The organism is Sideroxyarcus sp. TK5 (genome assembly GCF_054601595.1).
On record NZ_BAAHSJ010000002.1, the window covers coordinates 324,586 to 343,671 of the forward strand.

At 60.4% G+C, this 19,086-nt stretch carries 16 protein-coding genes and 1 tRNA gene; 14 read left to right on the plus strand and 3 right to left on the minus strand.

Translation table 11 applies throughout. From position 1 onward, the window contains the following. Position 1: 1 nt before the first annotated feature. The 3 genes from ACYPYQ_RS04660 to ACYPYQ_RS04670 all read right to left on the minus strand — a co-directional run bounded on the left by ACYPYQ_RS04660 (position 2) and on the right by ACYPYQ_RS04670 (position 1,647). Positions 2 to 994 carry a malate dehydrogenase gene (locus ACYPYQ_RS04660; protein WP_459720458.1) on the minus strand — a complete coding sequence of 331 codons (993 nt, stop codon included), beginning with the start codon at positions 992 to 994 and terminating at the stop codon, positions 2 to 4. A 67-nt stretch (positions 995 to 1,061) separates the two neighbouring features. After that, a complete protein-coding gene (locus tag ACYPYQ_RS04665; RefSeq protein WP_459720461.1) occupies positions 1,062 to 1,307 on the minus strand; it encodes a hypothetical protein in 246 nt (81 codons plus the stop codon). 1 nt (position 1,308) lies between these two features. Further along, a complete protein-coding gene (locus ACYPYQ_RS04670) occupies positions 1,309 to 1,647 on the minus strand; it encodes a hypothetical protein (protein WP_459720464.1) in 339 nt (112 codons plus the stop codon). Between the two features lie 186 nt (positions 1,648 to 1,833). Between ACYPYQ_RS04670 and sdhC the strand changes: the two genes are divergently transcribed. From sdhC to ACYPYQ_RS04740, 14 genes are all read left to right on the plus strand, one after another. Beyond that, positions 1,834 to 2,208: a succinate dehydrogenase, cytochrome b556 subunit gene (gene sdhC / locus ACYPYQ_RS04675; RefSeq protein WP_459720467.1), complete on the plus strand. Its 375-nt coding sequence runs from the start codon at positions 1,834 to 1,836 to the stop codon at positions 2,206 to 2,208. Further along, a complete protein-coding gene (gene sdhD / locus ACYPYQ_RS04680) occupies positions 2,202 to 2,549 on the plus strand; it encodes a succinate dehydrogenase, hydrophobic membrane anchor protein (protein WP_459720470.1) in 348 nt (115 codons plus the stop codon). Before sdhC ends, sdhD begins: the two co-directional genes overlap by 7 nt. Then, positions 2,549 to 4,312, plus strand: a complete 1,764-nt coding sequence (gene sdhA, locus ACYPYQ_RS04685) for a succinate dehydrogenase flavoprotein subunit (protein WP_459720474.1) — start codon at positions 2,549 to 2,551, stop codon at positions 4,310 to 4,312. The genes sdhD and sdhA overlap by 1 nt, the downstream gene beginning before the upstream one ends. A gap of 110 nt (positions 4,313 to 4,422) precedes the next feature. Beyond that, positions 4,423 to 5,127: a succinate dehydrogenase iron-sulfur subunit gene (locus ACYPYQ_RS04690; RefSeq protein WP_459720477.1), complete on the plus strand. Its 705-nt coding sequence runs from the start codon at positions 4,423 to 4,425 to the stop codon at positions 5,125 to 5,127. A gap of 7 nt (positions 5,128 to 5,134) precedes the next feature. Further along, entirely contained in the window at positions 5,135 to 5,389 is a 255-nt protein-coding gene (locus ACYPYQ_RS04695; RefSeq protein ID WP_459720482.1) for an FAD assembly factor SdhE, read from the plus strand. 16 nt (positions 5,390 to 5,405) lie between these two features. After that, positions 5,406 to 6,692 (plus strand): citrate synthase, encoded by a 1,287-nt coding sequence (gene gltA, locus ACYPYQ_RS04700; RefSeq protein WP_459721208.1) that lies wholly within the window; start codon positions 5,406 to 5,408, stop codon positions 6,690 to 6,692. A gap of 11 nt (positions 6,693 to 6,703) precedes the next feature. Continuing rightward, complete coding sequence (locus ACYPYQ_RS04705) at positions 6,704 to 9,577, plus strand: 2-oxoglutarate dehydrogenase E1 component (protein ID WP_459720485.1); 2,874 nt, start codon at positions 6,704 to 6,706, stop codon at positions 9,575 to 9,577. Next, positions 9,564 to 10,742 (plus strand): 2-oxoglutarate dehydrogenase complex dihydrolipoyllysine-residue succinyltransferase, encoded by a 1,179-nt coding sequence (odhB, locus tag ACYPYQ_RS04710; RefSeq protein WP_459720488.1) that lies wholly within the window; start codon positions 9,564 to 9,566, stop codon positions 10,740 to 10,742. The genes ACYPYQ_RS04705 and odhB overlap by 14 nt, the downstream gene beginning before the upstream one ends. Beyond that, entirely contained in the window at positions 10,742 to 11,737 is a 996-nt protein-coding gene (locus tag ACYPYQ_RS04715; protein ID WP_459720490.1) for an oxidoreductase, read from the plus strand. Before odhB ends, ACYPYQ_RS04715 begins: the two co-directional genes overlap by 1 nt. Positions 11,738 to 11,786: 49 nt before the next feature. Then, positions 11,787 to 11,871, plus strand: a tRNA-Leu gene (locus ACYPYQ_RS04720). Positions 11,872 to 12,413: 542 nt separating this feature from the next. After that, positions 12,414 to 13,742 carry a serine hydrolase domain-containing protein gene (locus tag ACYPYQ_RS04725; RefSeq protein ID WP_459720493.1) on the plus strand — a complete coding sequence of 443 codons (1,329 nt, stop codon included), beginning with the start codon at positions 12,414 to 12,416 and terminating at the stop codon, positions 13,740 to 13,742. A gap of 16 nt (positions 13,743 to 13,758) precedes the next feature. Beyond that, complete coding sequence (locus ACYPYQ_RS04730) at positions 13,759 to 14,361, plus strand: hypothetical protein (RefSeq protein ID WP_459720495.1); 603 nt, start codon at positions 13,759 to 13,761, stop codon at positions 14,359 to 14,361. After that, positions 14,358 to 15,206, plus strand: a complete 849-nt coding sequence (locus ACYPYQ_RS04735) for a hypothetical protein (RefSeq protein ID WP_459720498.1) — start codon at positions 14,358 to 14,360, stop codon at positions 15,204 to 15,206. The genes ACYPYQ_RS04730 and ACYPYQ_RS04735 overlap by 4 nt, the downstream gene beginning before the upstream one ends. A gap of 23 nt (positions 15,207 to 15,229) precedes the next feature. Beyond that, positions 15,230 to 19,084: a PAS domain-containing protein gene (locus tag ACYPYQ_RS04740; protein ID WP_459720501.1), complete on the plus strand. Its 3,855-nt coding sequence runs from the start codon at positions 15,230 to 15,232 to the stop codon at positions 19,082 to 19,084. The last annotated feature ends 2 nt before the right edge of the window (positions 19,085 to 19,086 follow it).

Genomic DNA, 19,086 nt, shown 5'->3' on the forward strand with positions numbered 1-19,086 from the left:
TTCAGCCCAGCAGGTGCTTCACATGCGAACGTTCTTCCGTCAATTCCTTGTGGCTATCCATCATGTGTTTGCGTCCCAGCTCGCTGATGGGCAGGCCTTGCACGATCTCGTAGTGACCGTTGCGGCAGGTCACCGGGAAGCCGTACATCACCCCCTCGGGGATGCCGTAGCTGCCGTCGGAAGGAACGCTCATGGTGACCCAGTCGTTGTGGTGCGAACGCAGCAGCCAGTCATGCATATGGCTGATGGCGGCATTGGCCGCGCTGGCCGCGCTGGACAGGCCGCGTGCCTCGATCACCGCCGCGCCGCGCTTCTGCACGGTGGGGATGAAATCGTCCTCGATCCAGCCTTCCCAGTTGTTCTGTTTCAATACATCGATCACTTTGCGTCCGCGTATCTCCGCATGCGACAGGTCGGGATATTGCGTGCCGGAGTGGTTGCCCCACACCACCATCTTCTTGATGTCCTGTATCGGTTGGAACAGCTTGAGTGCCACCTGGGTGATGGCGCGGTTGTGGTCCAGGCGCATCATGGCGGTGAAGTTCTTAGGGTCGAGGTCGGGCGCGTTCTTCATGGCGATCAACGCGTTGGTGTTGGCCGGGTTGCCGACCACCAGCACCTTGACGTGGCGGGCGGCGACCTCGTTCAGGATGCGCCCCTGTTCGGAGAAGATGGCACCGTTGGCCTGCAGCAGGTCGCTGCGCTCCATGCCTTTGGCGCGCGGGCGCGCGCCCACCATCAGCACCACTTCGGTATCGCGGAAGGCGACACGCGGATCATCGGTGGTGATGATCTGTTGCAGCATGGGGAAGGCGCAGTCCTCCAGCTCCATGGCGACGCCGCGCAAGGCTTGCTGCGCGGGCGTGATGTCGAGCAATTGCAGGATGACGGGCTGCTCCCGGCCCAGCATGTCGCCGTTCGCGATGCGGAACAGCATGTTGTAACCGATCTGGCCTGCGGCGCCGGTGATGGTGACACGGACGGGTGCTTTCATGGCTTCCTCCTGCGGATGGGCGTGCTTGGCATTCTGCCAGTGTTCCGTGCGCAGCGGAAGGAAGCGTTCAGCGGTTCGGCTTCGGGACGGGGATGATGAGCGATTTGTGGCCGAACGCGCGCAGGCCGAGGGTGCTGCAGGCCAGGCTGGCCGGCTCCGTGGCGATCATCGTCGCGAGGACGATGCGTTGCGGGTTCTGCGCGGTGGGCTCGAAGAAGTGGATGCTCTCCACGGTCCCGAAAGTGCCCAGCACTTGCTGGATGAGACGCGTGATCTCCTCTTCGCTATCCAGTTCGGCGAGGCGGCTGAGCATGTCAGACTTTCTTTTTGGGCGCTTGCGCGTGCAGGATCTGCACGTAGCGATCCACCAGTTTGCGCGTCTGTGAAGAGACGCCGAGCTGGATACTGCGGCGATCGCTGGCGCTGCGGTTGCGAGTGAGGATGCCGGCTTCGACCAGTGCATGCACTCTGCGTTGGGTGGTAGAAGTCGAGGTGATGCCGATCAGCAGCAGGCACTTCAGAGTCAATGGCTCTCCCATATCCTCGTGATAACCGACCTCGATCACGATGTCGAAATCCTCATGGGAGCGCAGGTGCGGCATGCGTGCCTTCTCGAATTCCCTGATTGTTTTTAGTCTTTTGAAGGCGGTCATGGTCTGCATTTTCTTCGAATGTAAAGTTATGGCAAGGTCGATTGCATATCATTTTGGTGTCTATCGCGAGCGGCCTAATGTGAGCATTGGAAAATTCAATACTCGTTACCGGGTGCCGTATTGATATCTAAATCCGTCGCTTCGGGTGTAACATTGCGGCACTCGATCTTGGTAGTGGAAAAGGACATGAACAAGACACGCCCCAAACATCTAGCACTGCACAAGATCAAGTTGCCGTTGGCCGGTTATGTCTCCATCCTGCATCGCTTCTCCGGTGCGATCCTGTTCCTGGCTTTGCCCCTGTTGCTCGCCATGCTCGACCAGAGTCTGCGCTCAATCGAGACTTTCACCAACCTTGCAGAATATCTGGATCATGCATTGGTCAAGCTTGCCCTGATCGGATTGATGTGGGCTTTCCTGCATCATTTTTGCGCGGGTCTGCGCTATCTGGCGATCGACCTGCATCTGGTGCACGGACTGAGCGGCGCGCGCGCCAGTAGCCGCTGGGTGTTGGCGGTGAGTCTGGCATTGACCGTTCTCCTGGGAGTGAAGCTATGGTGAATCGTATCGTGACCGGCGCGCATTACGGTCTGCGCGACTGGCTGGTGCAGCGTGTCACTGCAGTGGTGATGGCTGTCTATGTGCTGGCGCTGGCCGCTTGGGCGCTTTGGCAACCGGCGCTCGGTTACGACGTCTGGACCGAGTTGTTCTCCGGCAACATGATGCGATCCTTCTCGCTGCTGTTCCTGCTCAGTCTTTTCTATCATGCATGGATAGGCGTGCGTGACATCGTGATGGATTATGTGAAGCCGGCCGGCGTGCGGCTGCTCATCCATGTACTGGTGATCCTCGTGCTCATCCTGTATGTGATCTGGTCGGTGCAAATTCTTTGGGGCATGTGATGGCGGTCAACAAGAGAACATTCGATGTGGTGGTGGTGGGAGCGGGCGGCGCCGGCATGCGTGCAGCGCTGACCCTGTCGCAGGCCGGGCTCAAGGTTGCTGTATTGTCCAAGGTGTTTCCCACGCGTTCGCACACCGTCGCAGCGCAGGGTGGCATCGCCGCTTCGCTGGGAAACGTCAACGAGGACAACTGGCACTGGCACATGTACGACACCGTGAAGGGGTCGGACTATCTGGGCGACCAGGACGCCATCGAATACATGTGCCGCGCCGCACCGGAAGTGGTGTACGAACTGGAGCATTTCGGCATGCCCTTCGACCGGCTCGATTCCGGCAAGATCTACCAGCGCCCCTTCGGCGGCCACATGCAGGACTACGGCAAGAACCCGGTGCCGCGCGCCTGCGCCGCCGCCGACCGCACCGGCCACGCCTTGCTGCACACGCTGTACCAGCAGAACGTCAAGGCCAACACCAATTTCTTCGTGGAGTGGATGGCGCTGGACCTGATCCGCGACCAGGACGGTGACGTGCTGGGTGTGGTGGCGATGGAGATCGAGACTTCCGAAGTGATGATCCTGCAGGCGCGCGCGACCCTGTTCGCCACCGGCGGCGCAGGTCGTATCTTCTCCGCCAGCACCAATGCCTACATCAATACCGGCGACGGCCTCGGCATGGCGGCGCGCGCGGGCATCCCGCTCGAAGACATGGAATTCTTCCAGTTCCACCCGACCGGCGTGCACGGTGCGGGCGTGCTGATCACCGAAGGCGTGCGCGGCGAGGGTGGCTACCTGGTGAACAAGGACGGCGAACGTTTCATGCCGCGTTATGCGCCGACCGCGAAAGACCTGGCCAGCCGCGACGTGGTGTCGCGCGCGATGGCCACCGAGATCAAGGAAGGTCGCGGTTGCGGCCCGCATGGCGACCATGTGTTGCTCAAGCTCGATCATCTTGGCGATGAAGTGATCCGTCACCGCCTGCCCGGCATCCGTGACATCGCACTCAAGTTCGCGCATGTCGATCCCTCCAAGGCCCCCATCCCCGTTGTGCCGACCGCGCACTACATGATGGGCGGCATCCCCACCAACTACCATGGTCAGGTGGTGGCACCACACGGCACCGGGCCGGACGTGGTGGTGCAAGGCTTCTACGCGGTGGGCGAGTGCGCCTGCGTGTCGGTGCACGGTGCCAACCGACTCGGCTGCAACTCGCTGCTCGACCTGATCGTGTTCGGTCGCGCCGCCGCGCGCCAGGTCATCGAAGACCTGAAGGCCAATCCTAACCACAAGCCGCTGCCGGCCGACGCAGCCGACCGTCCGCTGGCGCGACTGGCCAGACTGGAAGAGCAGAAGAACGGTGAGAGCGTCGCGGAAGTCGGTGATGCGATGCGCAAAGTGATGCAGACGCATTGCGGCGTGTTCCGTTTCCCGGATCTGCTCGCGGAAGGCGTGACGAAGATCCGCGAAGTCGCCGAGCGCGTGAAGACCACCGAGATCAAGGACAAGAGCAAGGTCTTCAATACGGCGCGCGTCGAGGCGCTGGAACTGGACAATCTGATCGAAGTGGCTCAGGCCACCATGACCGCTGCCGAGGCGCGCAAGGAAAGCCGCGGTGCGCATGCGCGCGAGGACTTCCCCGAGCGCGACGACAAGAACTGGCTCAAGCACTCGCTGTATTTCAGCGAAGGCAAACGTCTGGATTACAAACCGGTCCGCCTGAAGCCGCTGACGGTGGAAACCTTCCCGCTCAAGGCGCGGGTGTACTAGGAGGCGGCGATGAGATCTAGTTACGGCCGCTACGCTTCACATCGGCTTCGCCGATATGAGCCTGCACTGAAACTTCGTGCAGCCATGCCGTTCCTTCGAGGGATATAGTCATGTCTGCACTTCGTTTTAGAATCTATCGCTACAACCCGGAAGCCGACACTGCGCCCTACATGCAGGACTACGAGCTGGAGATGACGAACCACGATGCCATGCTGCTCGATGCATTGATGCTGTTGCGCCAGCAGGATGATAGCCTGGGCTTCCGCAAGTCCTGCCGTGAGGGCGTGTGCGGTTCGGACGCGATGAATATCAACGGGCGCAACGGGCTGGCTTGCATCACGCCGCTGTCCTCGCTCAGGCAGCCGATCGAGATACGTCCTTTGCCCGGCCTGCCGGTGATCCGCGACCTGATCGTGGACATGACGCAGTTCTTCAAGCAGTACCATTCGATCAAGCCGTATCTGGTGAACAACGATCCGCCGCCGGAGACCGAGCGCCTGCAGTCACCCAAGGACAGGGCGGAACTGGATGGCTTGTACGAATGCATCCTGTGTGCCTGCTGCACGACCGCCTGCCCCTCGTTCTGGTGGAACCCGGACAAGTTCGTCGGGCCGTCGGGTCTGTTGCAGGCCTACCGTTTCCTTGCCGATACGCGCGACCAGGATACGGCGGCGCGGCTGGACAATCTGGAAGACCCGTATCGCCTGTTCCGTTGTCATACCATCATGAATTGTGTGGACGTCTGTCCCAAGGAATTGAACCCGACGGAAGCTATCGGCAAGATCAAGGATATGATGGTAAAGAGGATGGTATAAGGATGCGATGCTGATGCAGCCTGTCGATCCGGTTTTTTTGGAGCGGGTGCGCTGGCGTTGCCGGCGCGGCATGCTCGAGATGGACATCCTGCTGGGGCGTTTCGTCGCACAGCGGTATGCGCAACTGGACGCGCAGCAGCGCGCAGCTTTCGATGAGTTGCTGGATCTGCCGGACACCGATCTGTGGGACATGGTGCGCGGTGAGAAAGAGCCGGAACAGGCGCGTCAGCGCGAAGTGCTGGAATGGATAAAACAGGTTTGAGGGGGAAGAGATGAATATGGAAACCAATCGTATCGCGACATTGACACTGGATGACGGGCGCACGCTCGAATTGCCGATTCTGAAAGGCACGTTGGGGCCGGATGTGATCGACATCCGCAATCTGGGCAAAGCCGGACTGTTCACCTACGACCCGGCATTCTTTTCCACATCCAGCTGTATCTCCGAGATCACCTTCATCGATGGAGATGCCGGTCTGCTGTATTACCGGGGCTATCCGATCGAGCAGCTGGCCGACAAATCGGACTTCCTGGAAGTCTGTCATCTGCTGCTCAACGGGGAGCTGCCGACCGCCGAGCAGAAGGCTGAATTCATCCGCAATATCACGCGTCACACCATGGTGCACGACCAGCTGGCGCGTTTCCTCAACGGCTTCCGCCGCGACGCGCACCCGATGGCAGTGATGGTGGGCGTGGTCGGCGCGTTGTCGGCGTTCTATCACGATTCGCTCGACATCAATAACCCGCAGCATCGCGTGGTGTCCGCGCACCGCCTGCTGGCCAAGGTGCCGACCATCGCGGCCATGGCTTACAAGTACAACGTGGGCGAACCCTTCATGTATCCGCAGAACCGCCTGAGCTATGTGGAGAACTTCATGTACATGATGTTCGCCACCCCGGCCGAGGAATATGTGCCCAATCCGGTACTGGTGAGGGCGCTGGAGCGCATCTTCATCCTGCATGCCGACCATGAGCAGAACGCATCGACCTCGACCGTGCGACTGGCCGGATCAAGCGGAGCCAGCCCGTTCGCCTGCATCGCCTCCGGCATCGCGGCGCTGTGGGGGCCGGCGCACGGCGGGGCCAATGAGGCCGCGCTGAAGATGCTGGAAGAGATCGGCGATGTGTCGCGCGTGGCGGAATATGTGCAGGGGGTGAAGGACAAGAAATACCGCCTGATGGGCTTCGGCCACCGCGTGTACAAGAACATGGATCCGCGCGCGAGCGTGATGCGCCAGACCTGCTACGAGGTGCTGAAGGAGCTCAAGCTGGAGAACAACAAACTGTTCGAACTGGCGATGGAGCTGGAGAAGACGGCGCTGAACGATCCCTACTTCATCGAGCGCAAGCTGTATCCGAACGTGGACTTCTATTCCGGCATCGTGCTGCGCGCCATCGGCATCCCGACCAATATGTTCACCGTGATCTTCGCTGTGGCCCGCACCATAGGCTGGGTGTCTCAGTGGAACGAGATGGTGGCCGACGCCGAACAGAAGATCGGACGTCCGCGCCAGTTGTACCGTGGTGCGGTGCGCCGGGATTTCGTGCCGGTGGACAAGCGCTGATCGGAAACGCGATGACCGCCCCGGAACGCAGCTATCTGCAAGCGATGCAAGACAGTTCGCCGCTGTTCGGCGGCAACAATGCGTTCCTGGAGGGATTGTACGAGGACTACCTGCGCGATCCCGGCAGTGTGCCGCCGGAATGGCGCGAGTATTTCGGCAAGTTGCAGTCGACCGGCGCGCAGGCGGATGTGGCGCACACCCCGATCCGGCAAGGGCTGGCACTCGATACGGCGGCGGCCGCACATCCATCCGTCGCGCAGACAGAGGAGATGCGAAAGCAGGCTTCGGTACTGCAGCTGATCAATGCGCATCGCTTCCTCGGCGTGCGCGCTGCCGACCTTGATCCGCTCGCGCGGCATGTGAAGCCGGAGGTCGCAGAACTCAATCCGTCCTACTACGACCTCTCCGAGTCGGACATGAACACCCTGTTCAACACCGGTTCGCTGGTGGGCGGCGCGCGCATGACGCTGCGCGACATCCTGCAGCGGCTGCGCCGCATCTACTGCGGCAGCGTCGGTGCGGAATACATGTATATCAACAATGTGGCGCAGAAACGCTGGATCCAGTCGCGCCTGGAGGGCGAGCAGGGGCAGCCCGACTATCCGGCCGAGACGCGCCGCGCCATCCTTGCACAGCTCACGGCCGCCGAAGGGCTGGAGCGTTACCTGCATACCAAATATGTCGGGCAGAAGCGCTTTTCGCTGGAGGGCGGCGAGACGCTGATCCCGCTGCTGCATCACCTGCTGCAGCGCGCGGGCAAGCAGGGCGTGAAGGAATCCGTCATCGGCATGGCGCACCGTGGCCGTCTGAACGTGCTGGTGAACACTCTGGGCAAGCAGCCCAAGAACCTGTTCGCGGAATTCGAAGGTATCCATCACGAACACCTGACCTCCGGCGATGTGAAATACCACCAGGGATTTTCGTCCGACATCGACACGCCGGGCGGGCCCATGCACGTCACGCTGGCTTTCAATCCTTCCCATCTGGAGATCGTGAATCCGGTGGTGGAGGGTTCGGTACGTGCCCGCCAGCATCGACGCAAGGACACAAAGGGCAAGGAAGTGCTGCCGATATTGCTGCACGGCGATGCCGCATTCGCAGGGCAGGGGGTGAACCAGGAGACGTTCAACCTGTCGCAGACGCGCGGCTACAAGACCGGCGGCACGGTGCACATCGTCATCAACAACCAGATCGGTTTCACCACCTCGATGGCGCAGGATGCGCGCTCGTCGCAGTATTGCACCGACGTGGCGAAGATGGTCGAGGCGCCGGTGTTCCACGTCAACGGCAATGATCCCGAGGCCGTGCTGATGGTGACCGAGCTGGCTTTCGACTTCCGCCAGCAGTTCAGCAAGGACGTTGTGGTCGATATGGTGTGCTTCCGCAAACTGGGGCACAACGAACAGGACGAGCCGCTGGTCACCCAGCCTTTCATGTATGGCTACATCAACAAGCATCCCGGCATGCGCGCCCTGTATGGGAAGAAGCTGGTGGAGTCGGGCGTGATCGGCGCGGGGGAACCTGATGCCATGGTCGCCGATTACCGCAGTGCGCTGGATGAGGGGCGCAACCCGATCGCCAAGGTCATTCCCGACTACCATTTCGAGTATGGTGTGAGCTGGGCCAAATACCGGGGCGATGTGCCCTGGAACATCCCGCTCGATACCGGAGTCTCGCGCGAGCGTCTGCAGCAGCTGGCCGAACGGTTGACGGCGATACCCGAAGGTTTCAAATTGCATTCGCGCGTCGAGAAGATCGTCGGCGACCGCTCGGCGATGGGCAAGGGCGAGATGGCGCTGGATTGGGGCATGGCCGAGAACCTGGCTTATGCCACGTTGCTTACTGAAGGTTATGCGGTGCGTTTGTCCGGCGAGGATTGCGAACGCGGCACCTTCTTCCACCGTCACGCGGTGTGGCATGACCAGAATCGCACGCAATGGGACAAGGGTTATCACGTACCGCTGCAGAACCTGACGCCCGACCAGTCCGACTTCGTGGTCATCAATTCCATCCTGTCGGAGGAGGCGGTGCTCGGCTACGAGTACGGCTATGCCACAGCCGAACCGGAGACGCTGACCATCTGGGAGGCGCAGTTCGGGGATTTCGCCAACGGGGCTCAGGTCGTCATCGACCAGTTCATCACCTCCGGCGAAGCCAAGTGGGGCAGGCTGTGCGGTCTGGTGATGCTGTTGCCGCACGGCTATGAGGGACAGGGGCCGGAACACTCCTCGGGGCGCATCGAGCGTTATCTGCAACTGTGCGCGGACTACAACATCCAGGTGTGCATCCCCTCCAACTCGGCGCAGACATTCCATCTGCTGCGCCGCCAGATGCTGCGCCCCACGCGCAAACCGCTGGTGGTGTTCACGCCCAAGAGCCTGCTGCGCAGCAAGGACGCCGCGTCGCCGCTGGAAGACCTGACGCATGGCGGCTTCTTGCCGGTGATCCCGGAGGTGGAGTCGCTGGATGCGGGCAAGGTGCGTCGCATCATCGCCTGTAGCGGCAAGGTGTATTACGATCTGGTCAAAGGGCGCGGCGAGCGCGGTATCAGCGATATGGCGATCATCCGCATCGAGCAGCTCTATCCTTTCCCGCACGACGAGTTCGCTGCACAGGTCGCGGCCTATCCGAATGCCACGGAAGTCGTGTGGTGTCAGGAAGAGCCTGGCAATCAGGGAGCCTGGCACCGCATCCAGCATTACCTGCTGCGCCACATGCGCAAGGGCATGCGCCTCGACTACGCCTTGAGGCCATCGTCCGCGTCACCTGCAGCGGGTTATCTCGCCATCCACAACGAACAACAGAAAGCCGTGGTCGAGGCCGCCTTCCGCCCCGATCTGGACGTCAAGAACCGACCAGGAGCACACCGCCATGAGCATCATTGAAGTCAAAGTTCCGCAACTTTCTGAATCCGTTTCCGAAGCGACATTGCTGACCTGGAACAAGAAGGTCGGCGAGCCGGTCAGCGAAGGCGAGAACCTCATCGACATCGAGACCGACAAGGTGGTGCTGGAGCTTCCGGCGATCAAGAGCGGTGTGCTGAGTCGCATCCTCAAGGAGAGCGGTTCGCAGGTGGTGAGCGGCGAGGTCATCGCGCAGATCGATTCCGCTGCCACAGCCGCCGCACCCGCACCTGTTGTGGCTGCGTCACCAGCCGAGCCAGCCCCCAAGGAGGCGCCCGCCGCGGCATCGCCTTCCGCGCGCAAACTGGCACACGCACACGATGTCGATGCGGCCAGCCTGAAAGGCAGCGGCAAGCATGGTCTGGTCACCAAGGAAGATGTATTGAGCGCGGTTCAATCCAAATCTGCTGCGGCTCCGGCTTCGGATAGCACAGTAAAGGGTGAAGGGCGCACCGAACAACGCGTGCCGATGACGCGCATCCGTCAGCGCATCGCCGAGCGTCTGCTGCAATCGCAGGCCAACGCCGCCATCCTCACCACCTTCAATGAAGTGAACATGCAGCCGGTGATGGAGCTGCGCAGTCGCTACAAGGATGCTTTCGAGAAGAAGCATGGGGTGAAACTCGGCTTCTCCTCGTTCTTCGTTAAAGCGGCAGTGCATGCGCTGAAGAAGTTCCCGGTCGTCAACGCGTCGGTGGATGGCACGGATGTGCTGTACCACAACTACTTCGACATCGGTGTTGCCATCGGTAGCGAGCGCGGACTGGTGGTGCCCATCATCCGTGACGCGGACAAGTTGTCCTTCGCCGATATCGAGCGCCGTATCGCCGATTTCGCCGCGCGCGCCAAGGACGGCAAGATCGGCATGGACGAACTGGCTGGCGGGACATTCTCCATCACCAACGGCGGGGTGTTCGGCTCCATGCTTTCCACCCCCATCATCAACCCGCCACAGAGCGCCATCCTCGGCATCCACGCCACCAAGGACAGGCCCGTGGCGGAGAACGGCCAGGTCGTCATCCGTCCCATGAACTATCTCGCCGTCTCCTACGACCACCGCATCATCGACGGCCGCGAAGCGGTGCAGTTCCTGGTCGCGATCAAGGAATATCTGGAGATGCCGGGGCTGGTGCTGCTGGATCTGTGATGACTACTTTCCGCGCATTCCGCATCTTCGAAGAGGACGGCAAGTCCCAAGGCAGGCTGGTCGATCTGCGCCTGGATGATCTCGACGCGGGCGAGCTGGTCATCCGTGTCTACCACTCCGGTGTGAACTACAAGGATGCCCTGGCGGCGACCGGCGCAGGCAAAGTGATCCGCCGTTTCCCATGCGTGGGCGGTATCGATATGTCCGGCGTGGTTGAGCATTCATCGGACAGTCGTTTCAAGGCGGGCGATGCCGTGCTGGTCACCGGCTACGATCTGGGTGTGGCGCATGACGGCGGCTTTGCCGAATATGCGCGTGTGCCTGCGGATTGGGCGGTGCCGTTGCCGGTCGGCTTGACCCTGTTCGAGGCGATGGCGCTGGGCACGGCCGGTTTCACGGCGGCGCTGGCGATCCACCGGCTGGAGCAGAACGAATTGACGCCGGACAAGGGCAAGGTCATCGTCACCGGCGCGACCGGCGGTGTCGGCAGTCTGGCAGTGCAGATGCTGGCGCAACTGGGTTATCACGTGGTGGCGCTGACCGGCAAGGAAAGCGAGCAGGATTTCCTGTTGGAGCTGGGGGCGAGCGAAGTGTTATTGCGTGGCAGCATCGACATGCACAGCACGCGTCCGCTGGAAAAAGGACTGTGGGCGGCAGCGCTGGATGCGGTGGGCGGTGATACGCTGGCCTGGCTGACGCGCACCATGCAACTGGAAGGTGTCATCGCCAGTTTCGGCAATGCCGGCGGCGCGGCGCTGAACACCACGGTGTTCCCGTTCATCCTGCGCGGGGTGAAGCTGCTGGGCGTGGATTCGGCCGCCACCGTGATGCCGTTGCGCAAACGATTGTGGGGCCGGCTGGCTTCCGACTTGCGGCCCAATGGCCTGGATAAGATCGCCCATACCATTCCACTGAGCGGGTTGTCGCAAGCCTGCGAGCAATTGATCGCAGGCCAGGCACGCGGGCGGGCGGTGGTCGATTGCGCTGCCAAGTGAGGGTCGCTCGGTTATAATCCGCGCCCCTCGAAGCCATCAGGCTTCGAATGCGAAAGTGGCGGAATTGGTAGACGCACTGGATTTAGGTTCCAGCGCCGCAAGGCGTGAGAGTTCGAGTCTCTCCTTTCGCACCAAGTACTTACGTTACTTCTGTGTACCGGCAAATCCTTAAGTTTACCTATGAATTTTGGCAAAATTTGCCGGAATTTGCCGGAACATTTCTTTGTGGGTTTCGCAAAGAAAGTCTGGCTTCTTGCTTTGGATCCGACTCACTTCTGTCAATCGTGCTATGCCGACGATGGTTTGGATGCTCCTAAACTGAATAGGCATTCAATTTAGGAGCATGCAAGTGGATGTCCCTCTCCCATAAGGCACGCCCAACAATTCCAATCATGGTTGCTTGATCGATAGGTCATCTAGGGGCTCTTTATCGGCCATAAGAGACATCGGCGATATGCAGAAATGTCTACCAATTCGGACAGCATGAATGTCAGCTTCACATCCAGCTAGAGCCGTTCATAGACACTGTCTCCTCAACGATTTCCGCTGTTAGTACCATGATGATGATTTATTTACTGAACATGTTGAGTTATTCCATGACGGGCAGAATAGGCATACCATGCGCTGACAAACCCGTTTGTTTTCCAAGCAACGGGCTTTCTGTTGGAGGGGCATGATGAAATCAATTTTGTTACCGATTCTGCTGACACTGGCATTGTGGATGAATCCAGTTGCTGCAGAAGATATCAAGACAGTTCGGCCGGAAGATGTCGGCCTATCATCCCAGCGGCTTGAAAAAATAGGCGACTTCATTCAAAGCCACATCGAAGAAAAGAAGATGGCGGGCGCGGTGGTGCTGATCGCACGCAGGGGGAAGATTGCTTACTTCGAATCGTTCGGCGAGGCCGACACCGGCAACCCGATGCAAAAAGACGCCATGTTCCGCATCTGCTCGATGACCAAGCCGGTCGTCACTCTGGCGATCCTGCAGTTGTACGAGGAAGGCAAGCTGCTGTTGTCCGACCCGGTCGCCAAATACATCCCTGAATTCTCGCACCCCAAGGTGATCGAGATGCTGCCGGAAGGTTCCAATCCGGCCTTCAGGCTGGTTCCTGCCAAGCGTGACCTGACCATCAAGGACCTGCTTACGCACACCGCAGGCATGCCCTATCCGTTCGCCACCGAGTGGTATCCCAAAGACCGCGTGCTGCACCAGATGCATGTGCTGTACGAGGAAGCAGGCATCAGCAGCGGCATGTACGAGACCGAAGGCACGATAGGTGACATGGTCAAGCGGCTGGCGCGCTTGCCGCTGGCCAGCCAGCCGGGTGAGGCGTTCATCTACGGCATGGCGGCGGATGTCTCCGGTTATCTGGTCGAAGTGGTCTCGGGCCAGAAGCTGGACGACTACGTCACCGAACATATATTCAAACCGCTGAAGATGAACGACAGTTATTTCTTCGTGCCGGAGAGCAAGCAGGACAGGCTCTCGGCGGTGTGGAAGAGCGACTGGCACGGCAAACTGGAGAAGGTGACGCCGGGTCCGCATCGTGAGGGGGTCTACGTGTATTCTCCGACTTTCCAGACCCAGGGGCCGAAGACCTTCCTGTCGGGCGGGGTCGGCATGGTCAGCACGCCCTACGACTACTTCCGTTTCGCCCAGATGTTGCTGAACAAGGGCGAACTGGACGGCGTGCGACTGGTCAGCCGCAAGACGGTCGAACTGATGACCACCAATCAGATCGGCAGACATTTCGAGACCACCCTGCATGACGAGGGCTGGAAGTTCGGGCTGGGGCTGGGTATCCAGATGGATCGCGAGCACAACGTGGACGCCGGCGATGTCGGCACATTCGAGTGGGCGGGACTTTACTCCACGCGCTTCAGCGTCGATCCGAAGGAAGAGAAGATCACCATCTTTATGTCGCAGACCCATCCGTTCAACCATCACTTCGAGCTGTGGGACAAGTTGCTGGTATTGTCCAGTTCCAGCATCGCAGACTGATCAAGCGAGGTTCACCATGAAACAACTACATGATTCTGTTTTCTCCTTACGAGTGCGGGGGCACGCGATCCGTATGCTGACCCTGTGCTGCCTGGTCTGTTCGTGGAGTGCGCAGGCCACGGCACCGCGTATCGCACCGCAGATGTTCGGTGAGGAAAAGAAAGCCGATATCGTCGGTTTTCAATTTTCGCCGAAGGAGGCGGCAGCCAAATCGGAGAACGCATTGCTGCTGGACATCGTGACGGTGGCCTTCAAGGCGGCAGGCCAAGCGCCGGTGCTCGATGTGCTGCCCGCGAAACAATTGGCCACCTATGCACTCCAGAACGATGAGGCGGCGGCATTGATGGGCAGCCTGGCAGACTTGCCGGCCAAGGAAAGAGGCAAGTACCGCGCGGTGACTTTCTATCTGGGTTCGAAAACAACCGGCAACAAAGCGGTTGCGCTCATTTTCAGCAAGACCGCGCGCGGGAATGCGTTGCACCGGGCTTTCAGCGCCGGTCTGCGCGACATCATTCGAAGCGGGAAGTATCTGGAGATTCTAGAGACGTATCACGGCAAGGGGCAGGTGCCCGCTGATTATGCCGCGCGTTTGAAACGTCAGAATCCGGGGTGGAAATGACCCGGACCGCCTCGATGAGGCGGTCCGGCGTGGCCTTCTGCACGAGCGCGGCCCGGCTGCTGTTAGGCTTGTCGCTGCTGATGTCGTGCCATGCACGAGCCGAGAATCAGGCCATCGTTTTCCAATCAACCGAAACGCCGCCATTCTGGTCGGCCTCGCTGCCCGAAAACGGTCTGGGAGGCGCCCTGTTGCGGGTGGTGTCAGCGGCAGCAGGGGTGAACTATTCCATCGAATACTTGCCCGTGAAGCGCTTCCGGCTGAGTGGCGCGACCTTCATCGTCGGCGACCCGGACATCCTGATCAACCAGAAACAGCGCGCCATCTTTCCAATCGGCATATTCCATTCCGCCTTCTTTTACTACAAACCCCATCACGAGGTGATCGCATTTCGCCGCCTGAGCGATTTGCAGGGCCATACGCTGGGTGTCCTGCGCGGGACGCTTGAGGACAAGGAATATTTCTCCAGCAACGGTGTCAGGGTGGAAGAGAGCGACTCGGTTGAATCGCTGATCAGGAAGCTGAAGCGAGGCCGTATCGATTTCTGCATCTTGGTAGATGCAGCGGGACAGCACACGATCCGCAAGCTATTTCCAAATGAGCAGGACGCGTTCATCCAAGTGCCCATTCCGGGCTCGGTGCGCCCCATCACCATCATGATTGATGTGGGTGCCCCTGAGGGGATATCCGTTGCGCAGCGCTATCGTCGCGTGCTGGACAAGACACTGCGCAGCCGGGAATACCTGGACGTTCTGGAAGGATTCTACGGCCAGAACAACATACCCGCTGACCGACTCGAACACCTGAAAAGGTTCGAGCGGCAATATTCGAGCAGTTGGGATAACTAGACAGGCAGACAGGACAAAGCAAAATGGATCTATCCCGCGGCAAGCCGAAATCGCTTTATCGTGAACTCACCATTGCCATGGTCGTGCTGGTTTCGCTGGTTTCGATCGCGGTCAATCTGTTCAACTACCTGTATTTCACCCGTGAAGCAGAAGCAGCCTATGAAAGCCGCGCCACGGAATATGTCAGCTATCTGCGCGAAGCGCTCGAGTGGCCGCTGTGGAACGTGGACGACGAGCTGATAGAGAATATCGGCAGTGCATTCGCATCGAATGCGGAGATCGCCTCAATGACGATCCGCGACGATCAGCAGCGCGTCGTCTATCAACACGCGAAACCGAACGGGAATCAGATCAGGCACCAGTTCGCCATCGAACACAACGGGCAGAACATCGGCAGCGTCGAGTTCGGGTTGACATTGAGCGGATACGAAGCGCGCGACCGCCAGTTGTTGCTGGCAAGCATCGGCACCATGTTGCTGCTGATCGTGGCGCTGTTTGGCGCGACCAGATGGATATTGTCGAGACTGTTGAAAAAGCCGGTGGACCTGTTCATCGGTGCAACCGGCGATATGGTCGAGGGGCGCTACCGGAAAGATGATCTGCCGCAAACCTATGTGGAGTTCGCCCCGGTTCTCGCCGGCTTCAAGACCATGTCCGATGCCGTGGCAAGTCGAGAGCGCAGCTTGCGCCAGAGCAATGAAAGTCTGGCTGCAGAAATCGCACAGCGACAGCATACCGAAGTGCTGCTGCGGGCGAGTGAGGAGCGCCTGCATCTGGCCACCACTGCGGGCAACATCGGCATCTGGGATTGGGATGTGGTCAAGAACGAGCTGGTCTGGGAAGAGAGCATGTACGCCTTGTATAGCATCCGCAAAGAGGATTTCGGCGGTGCCTATGATGCGTGGCTCCATACGCTGCACCCTGATGACCAGCAGTCTACCGACGGGGAGATTCAGGCGGCATTGCGCGGGGAGCGGGAATATGCCCCCGAATTTCGCATCATTCGTCCGGATGGCAGTGTGCGGATCATCAAAGCCGCCTCAAAAACCTACTACGACAGCCAGCACAAGCCTCTCCGCATGGTCGGGGTCAATATTGACATCACCGAGCAAAAGCGGGCACAAGACGCGCTGCGGCAGAGCGAGGCAGACCTGAAGGATGCGCAGCGCATCGCGCATCTGGGCAGCTGGCACATGACCCTGGCGACCGGCGAGGTCTACTGGTCGGAGGAGCTGTACAAGATGTACGGTTTCGATCCGGCGCTGCCGCCGCCGCTCTATACCGAATCTATGAAGCTGTTTACGCCGGAGAGCTGGGAAAGATTGAGTTCTGCCATCGCCCGTGCGGCAGAAGCTGGCATCGCCTATGAGATGGAACTGGAAATGGTGCCCAAGGAGGGCGGCACCAGGTGGATGCTGGCACGCGGGGAGCCGGTGCGGGATGCAAGCGGGACGGTGGCCCAGGTGCGCGGTATCGTGATGGACATCACCGCACGCAAGCAGGATGAGGAGGCGCTGCGGCGTCTGAACCGCGAACTACGGGCCATCAGCAACTGCAACCAGGTCCTGGTGCGGGCCGGGAGCGAGCAGGAGTTGCTCGACGAGATCTGCCGCATCGTCTGCGAGGATGCCGGCTACCTGATGGCTTGGGCAGGTTATCCGGAAACGGATGAAGCTCAGACCATCCGCCTTGTGGCGCGGGCGGGGGCAGAGAGCGGCTATCTTGAGCAGGCCAGGCTGACCTGGGCAGACACGGAGCGCGGTCATGGCCCCAGCGGAAACGCCATCCGTAGCGGTCGGAGCGTCAGCATCCAGGACTTCAGTACGGATCCCAACGCCGCGCCCTGGGGCGAAGCCGCCCTGCGGCGCGGTTATCGTTCCAGCATCGCGCTGCCGCTCAAGGACAAGAATAACCAAGTGTTCGGCATCTTCAATATCTACGCGGCGATTCCCAACGCGTTCACCCCGGAAGAGACGAGGCTGCTGGAAGAGCTGGCGGGCGACATGGCTTTCGGTCTCATGGTGCTGCGCGCACGCATCGAACGCAAGCGTGTGGAAGCGCAGCCGCATTTCGTGGCGGATCATGTGCCGGTACTCATCGCCCAGTGCGATCGCGAACTGCGTTACAAGTTCGTGAACCGACCGTACGCGGAAATGTTCGCCCGGGAGCCGGGAGATATCGTTGGAGGCTGTGCGCGGGAATTGCTGGGTGATGAGGTTTTCGCCCAGGCGCGCCCGCATATGGAGGATGCGCTGGCCGGGCAGGCCAACGAATATGACATCACCCTCACGTCGGCAGGCGAAGCGCGTACCGTGCATGCCAGCTATGTGCCGGAATACGACACCGACGGCCGGGTGACCGGGTTCATCGCAGCGCTGACCGACATCACCAAGCGCAAGCAGGCAGAAGAAGCGCTGCTGCAGTACAAGGACCATCTGGAGGAAGAGGTGCAGCAACGCACGGCCGACCTGGTGCTGGCACGCAATGCGGCCGAAACTGCGAACCGCGCCAAGAGCGTGTTCCTGGCCAATATGAGCCATGAGCTGCGTACGCCGCTGAACGCCATCCTCGGTTTCTCCAGCATGCTGCGCAAAGACCCGCAGCTGCAACCCGGACATTCCGAAAGCCTGAACATCATCAACCGCAGCGGCGAGCACCTGCTGACGCTGATCAACGACGTGCTGGAGATGTCGAAGATCGAGGCCGGCCGCATGCAGGTGGAAAAAGCGCCGCTCGACCTGGGCGCGCTGGTGCGCGACGTGGCCGACATGATGCAGCTGCGTGCGCAGGACAAGGGGTTGCGCCTGCTGCTGGAGCAGTCGTCAAAAGTGCCGCGCTACATCAATGGCGATGAAGCGCGCCTGCGTCAGGTGCTGATCAATCTGGTCGGCAATGCGGTCAAGTTCACGCAGCAAGGTGGCGTCACCGTGCGTTTCGGGGTGAAGCCGAATGCGGAGCAGAGCCATCTGCTGATCGAGATCGAAGATTCCGGCGTCGGCATCAGTCCGGAAGACCAAGCGAAGATATTCGAGCCGTTCGTGCAGCTGGCCGAAGATGCGTCTCAAAAAGGGACAGGGCTGGGCTTGCCGCTGGCCCGCCAGTACGCGCAATTGATGGGGGGCAAGATCTCGGTTGAGAGCACGCCGGGGCAGGGAAGCGTGTTCCGGGTCGAGCTGCCGCTCGAGCCAGTAGAGGCGAGCGAGGTGAGGCGGCCGGACAGCATTGTGACCCGAGAGGTGACGGGGTTGGCCCCCGGGCAGCCCGAATATCGCGTCCTGATCGTGGAAGACCAGCGGGACAACAAGTTGTTGCTGGCCAAGCTGATGCAGGACATCGGCATCCAGGCCAAGGTGGCCGAGAACGGGGAGCAGGGGGTGGCGCTGTATCAGAGCTGGCATCCGCACCTGGTCTGGATGGATAGGCGCATGCCGGTGATGGACGGTCTGGAGGCGACCCGGCGCATCCGCAAACTGCCCGGAGGAAAAGAAGTGAAGATCGTCGCGGTAACTGCTTCGGCCTTCACCGAACAGCGCGCCGAGATGATCGGTGCGGGGATGGATGATTTCATCCGCAAGCCGTATCGCTTCAACGAGATCTACGAATGTCTGGTCAGACAGCTGGGCGTAGAATACACCTATGCAAATGAGACGCCGGCCGAGACGGAAAGCAGCGGCACGCTGACGCCGGAGATGCTGCAGGTGCTGCCGCCGGCCTTGCGCGAGGAGCTGCGTGAGGCCCTGCAGAGCTTGGAAGGGGCGCGTATCGACGCTGCGGTGCAGCAAGTCGCCGCACTCGACCCGGCACTGCACAAGACGCTGACCCGGCTGACGGGAAGTTATGACTATCTGCCCATCCTGCAAGCGTTGCAGGACAACTGACT

Coding starts and splice junctions, on each gene's coding strand:
- ACYPYQ_RS04695 (WP_459720482.1), top strand. CDS start 5,135: ATGCTGATGCAGCCTGTCGATCCGGTTTTTTTGGAGCGGGTGCGCTGG.
- ACYPYQ_RS04690 (WP_459720477.1), top strand. CDS start 4,423: ATGTCTGCACTTCGTTTTAGAATCTATCGCTACAACCCGGAAGCCGAC.
- sdhA (WP_459720474.1), top strand. CDS start 2,549: ATGGCGGTCAACAAGAGAACATTCGATGTGGTGGTGGTGGGAGCGGGC.
- ACYPYQ_RS04670 (WP_459720464.1), bottom strand. CDS start 1,647: ATGACCGCCTTCAAAAGACTAAAAACAATCAGGGAATTCGAGAAGGCA.
- gltA (WP_459721208.1), top strand. CDS start 5,406: ATGGAAACCAATCGTATCGCGACATTGACACTGGATGACGGGCGCACG.
- ACYPYQ_RS04730 (WP_459720495.1), top strand. CDS start 13,759: ATGAAACAACTACATGATTCTGTTTTCTCCTTACGAGTGCGGGGGCAC.
- ACYPYQ_RS04715 (WP_459720490.1), top strand. CDS start 10,742: ATGACTACTTTCCGCGCATTCCGCATCTTCGAAGAGGACGGCAAGTCC.
- ACYPYQ_RS04725 (WP_459720493.1), top strand. CDS start 12,414: ATGAAATCAATTTTGTTACCGATTCTGCTGACACTGGCATTGTGGATG.
- ACYPYQ_RS04740 (WP_459720501.1), top strand. CDS start 15,230: ATGGATCTATCCCGCGGCAAGCCGAAATCGCTTTATCGTGAACTCACC.
- ACYPYQ_RS04665 (WP_459720461.1), bottom strand. CDS start 1,307: ATGCTCAGCCGCCTCGCCGAACTGGATAGCGAAGAGGAGATCACGCGT.
- ACYPYQ_RS04705 (WP_459720485.1), top strand. CDS start 6,704: ATGACCGCCCCGGAACGCAGCTATCTGCAAGCGATGCAAGACAGTTCG.
- sdhD (WP_459720470.1), top strand. CDS start 2,202: ATGGTGAATCGTATCGTGACCGGCGCGCATTACGGTCTGCGCGACTGG.
- odhB (WP_459720488.1), top strand. CDS start 9,564: ATGAGCATCATTGAAGTCAAAGTTCCGCAACTTTCTGAATCCGTTTCC.
- ACYPYQ_RS04660 (WP_459720458.1), bottom strand. CDS start 994: ATGAAAGCACCCGTCCGTGTCACCATCACCGGCGCCGCAGGCCAGATC.
- ACYPYQ_RS04735 (WP_459720498.1), top strand. CDS start 14,358: ATGACCCGGACCGCCTCGATGAGGCGGTCCGGCGTGGCCTTCTGCACG.
- sdhC (WP_459720467.1), top strand. CDS start 1,834: ATGAACAAGACACGCCCCAAACATCTAGCACTGCACAAGATCAAGTTG.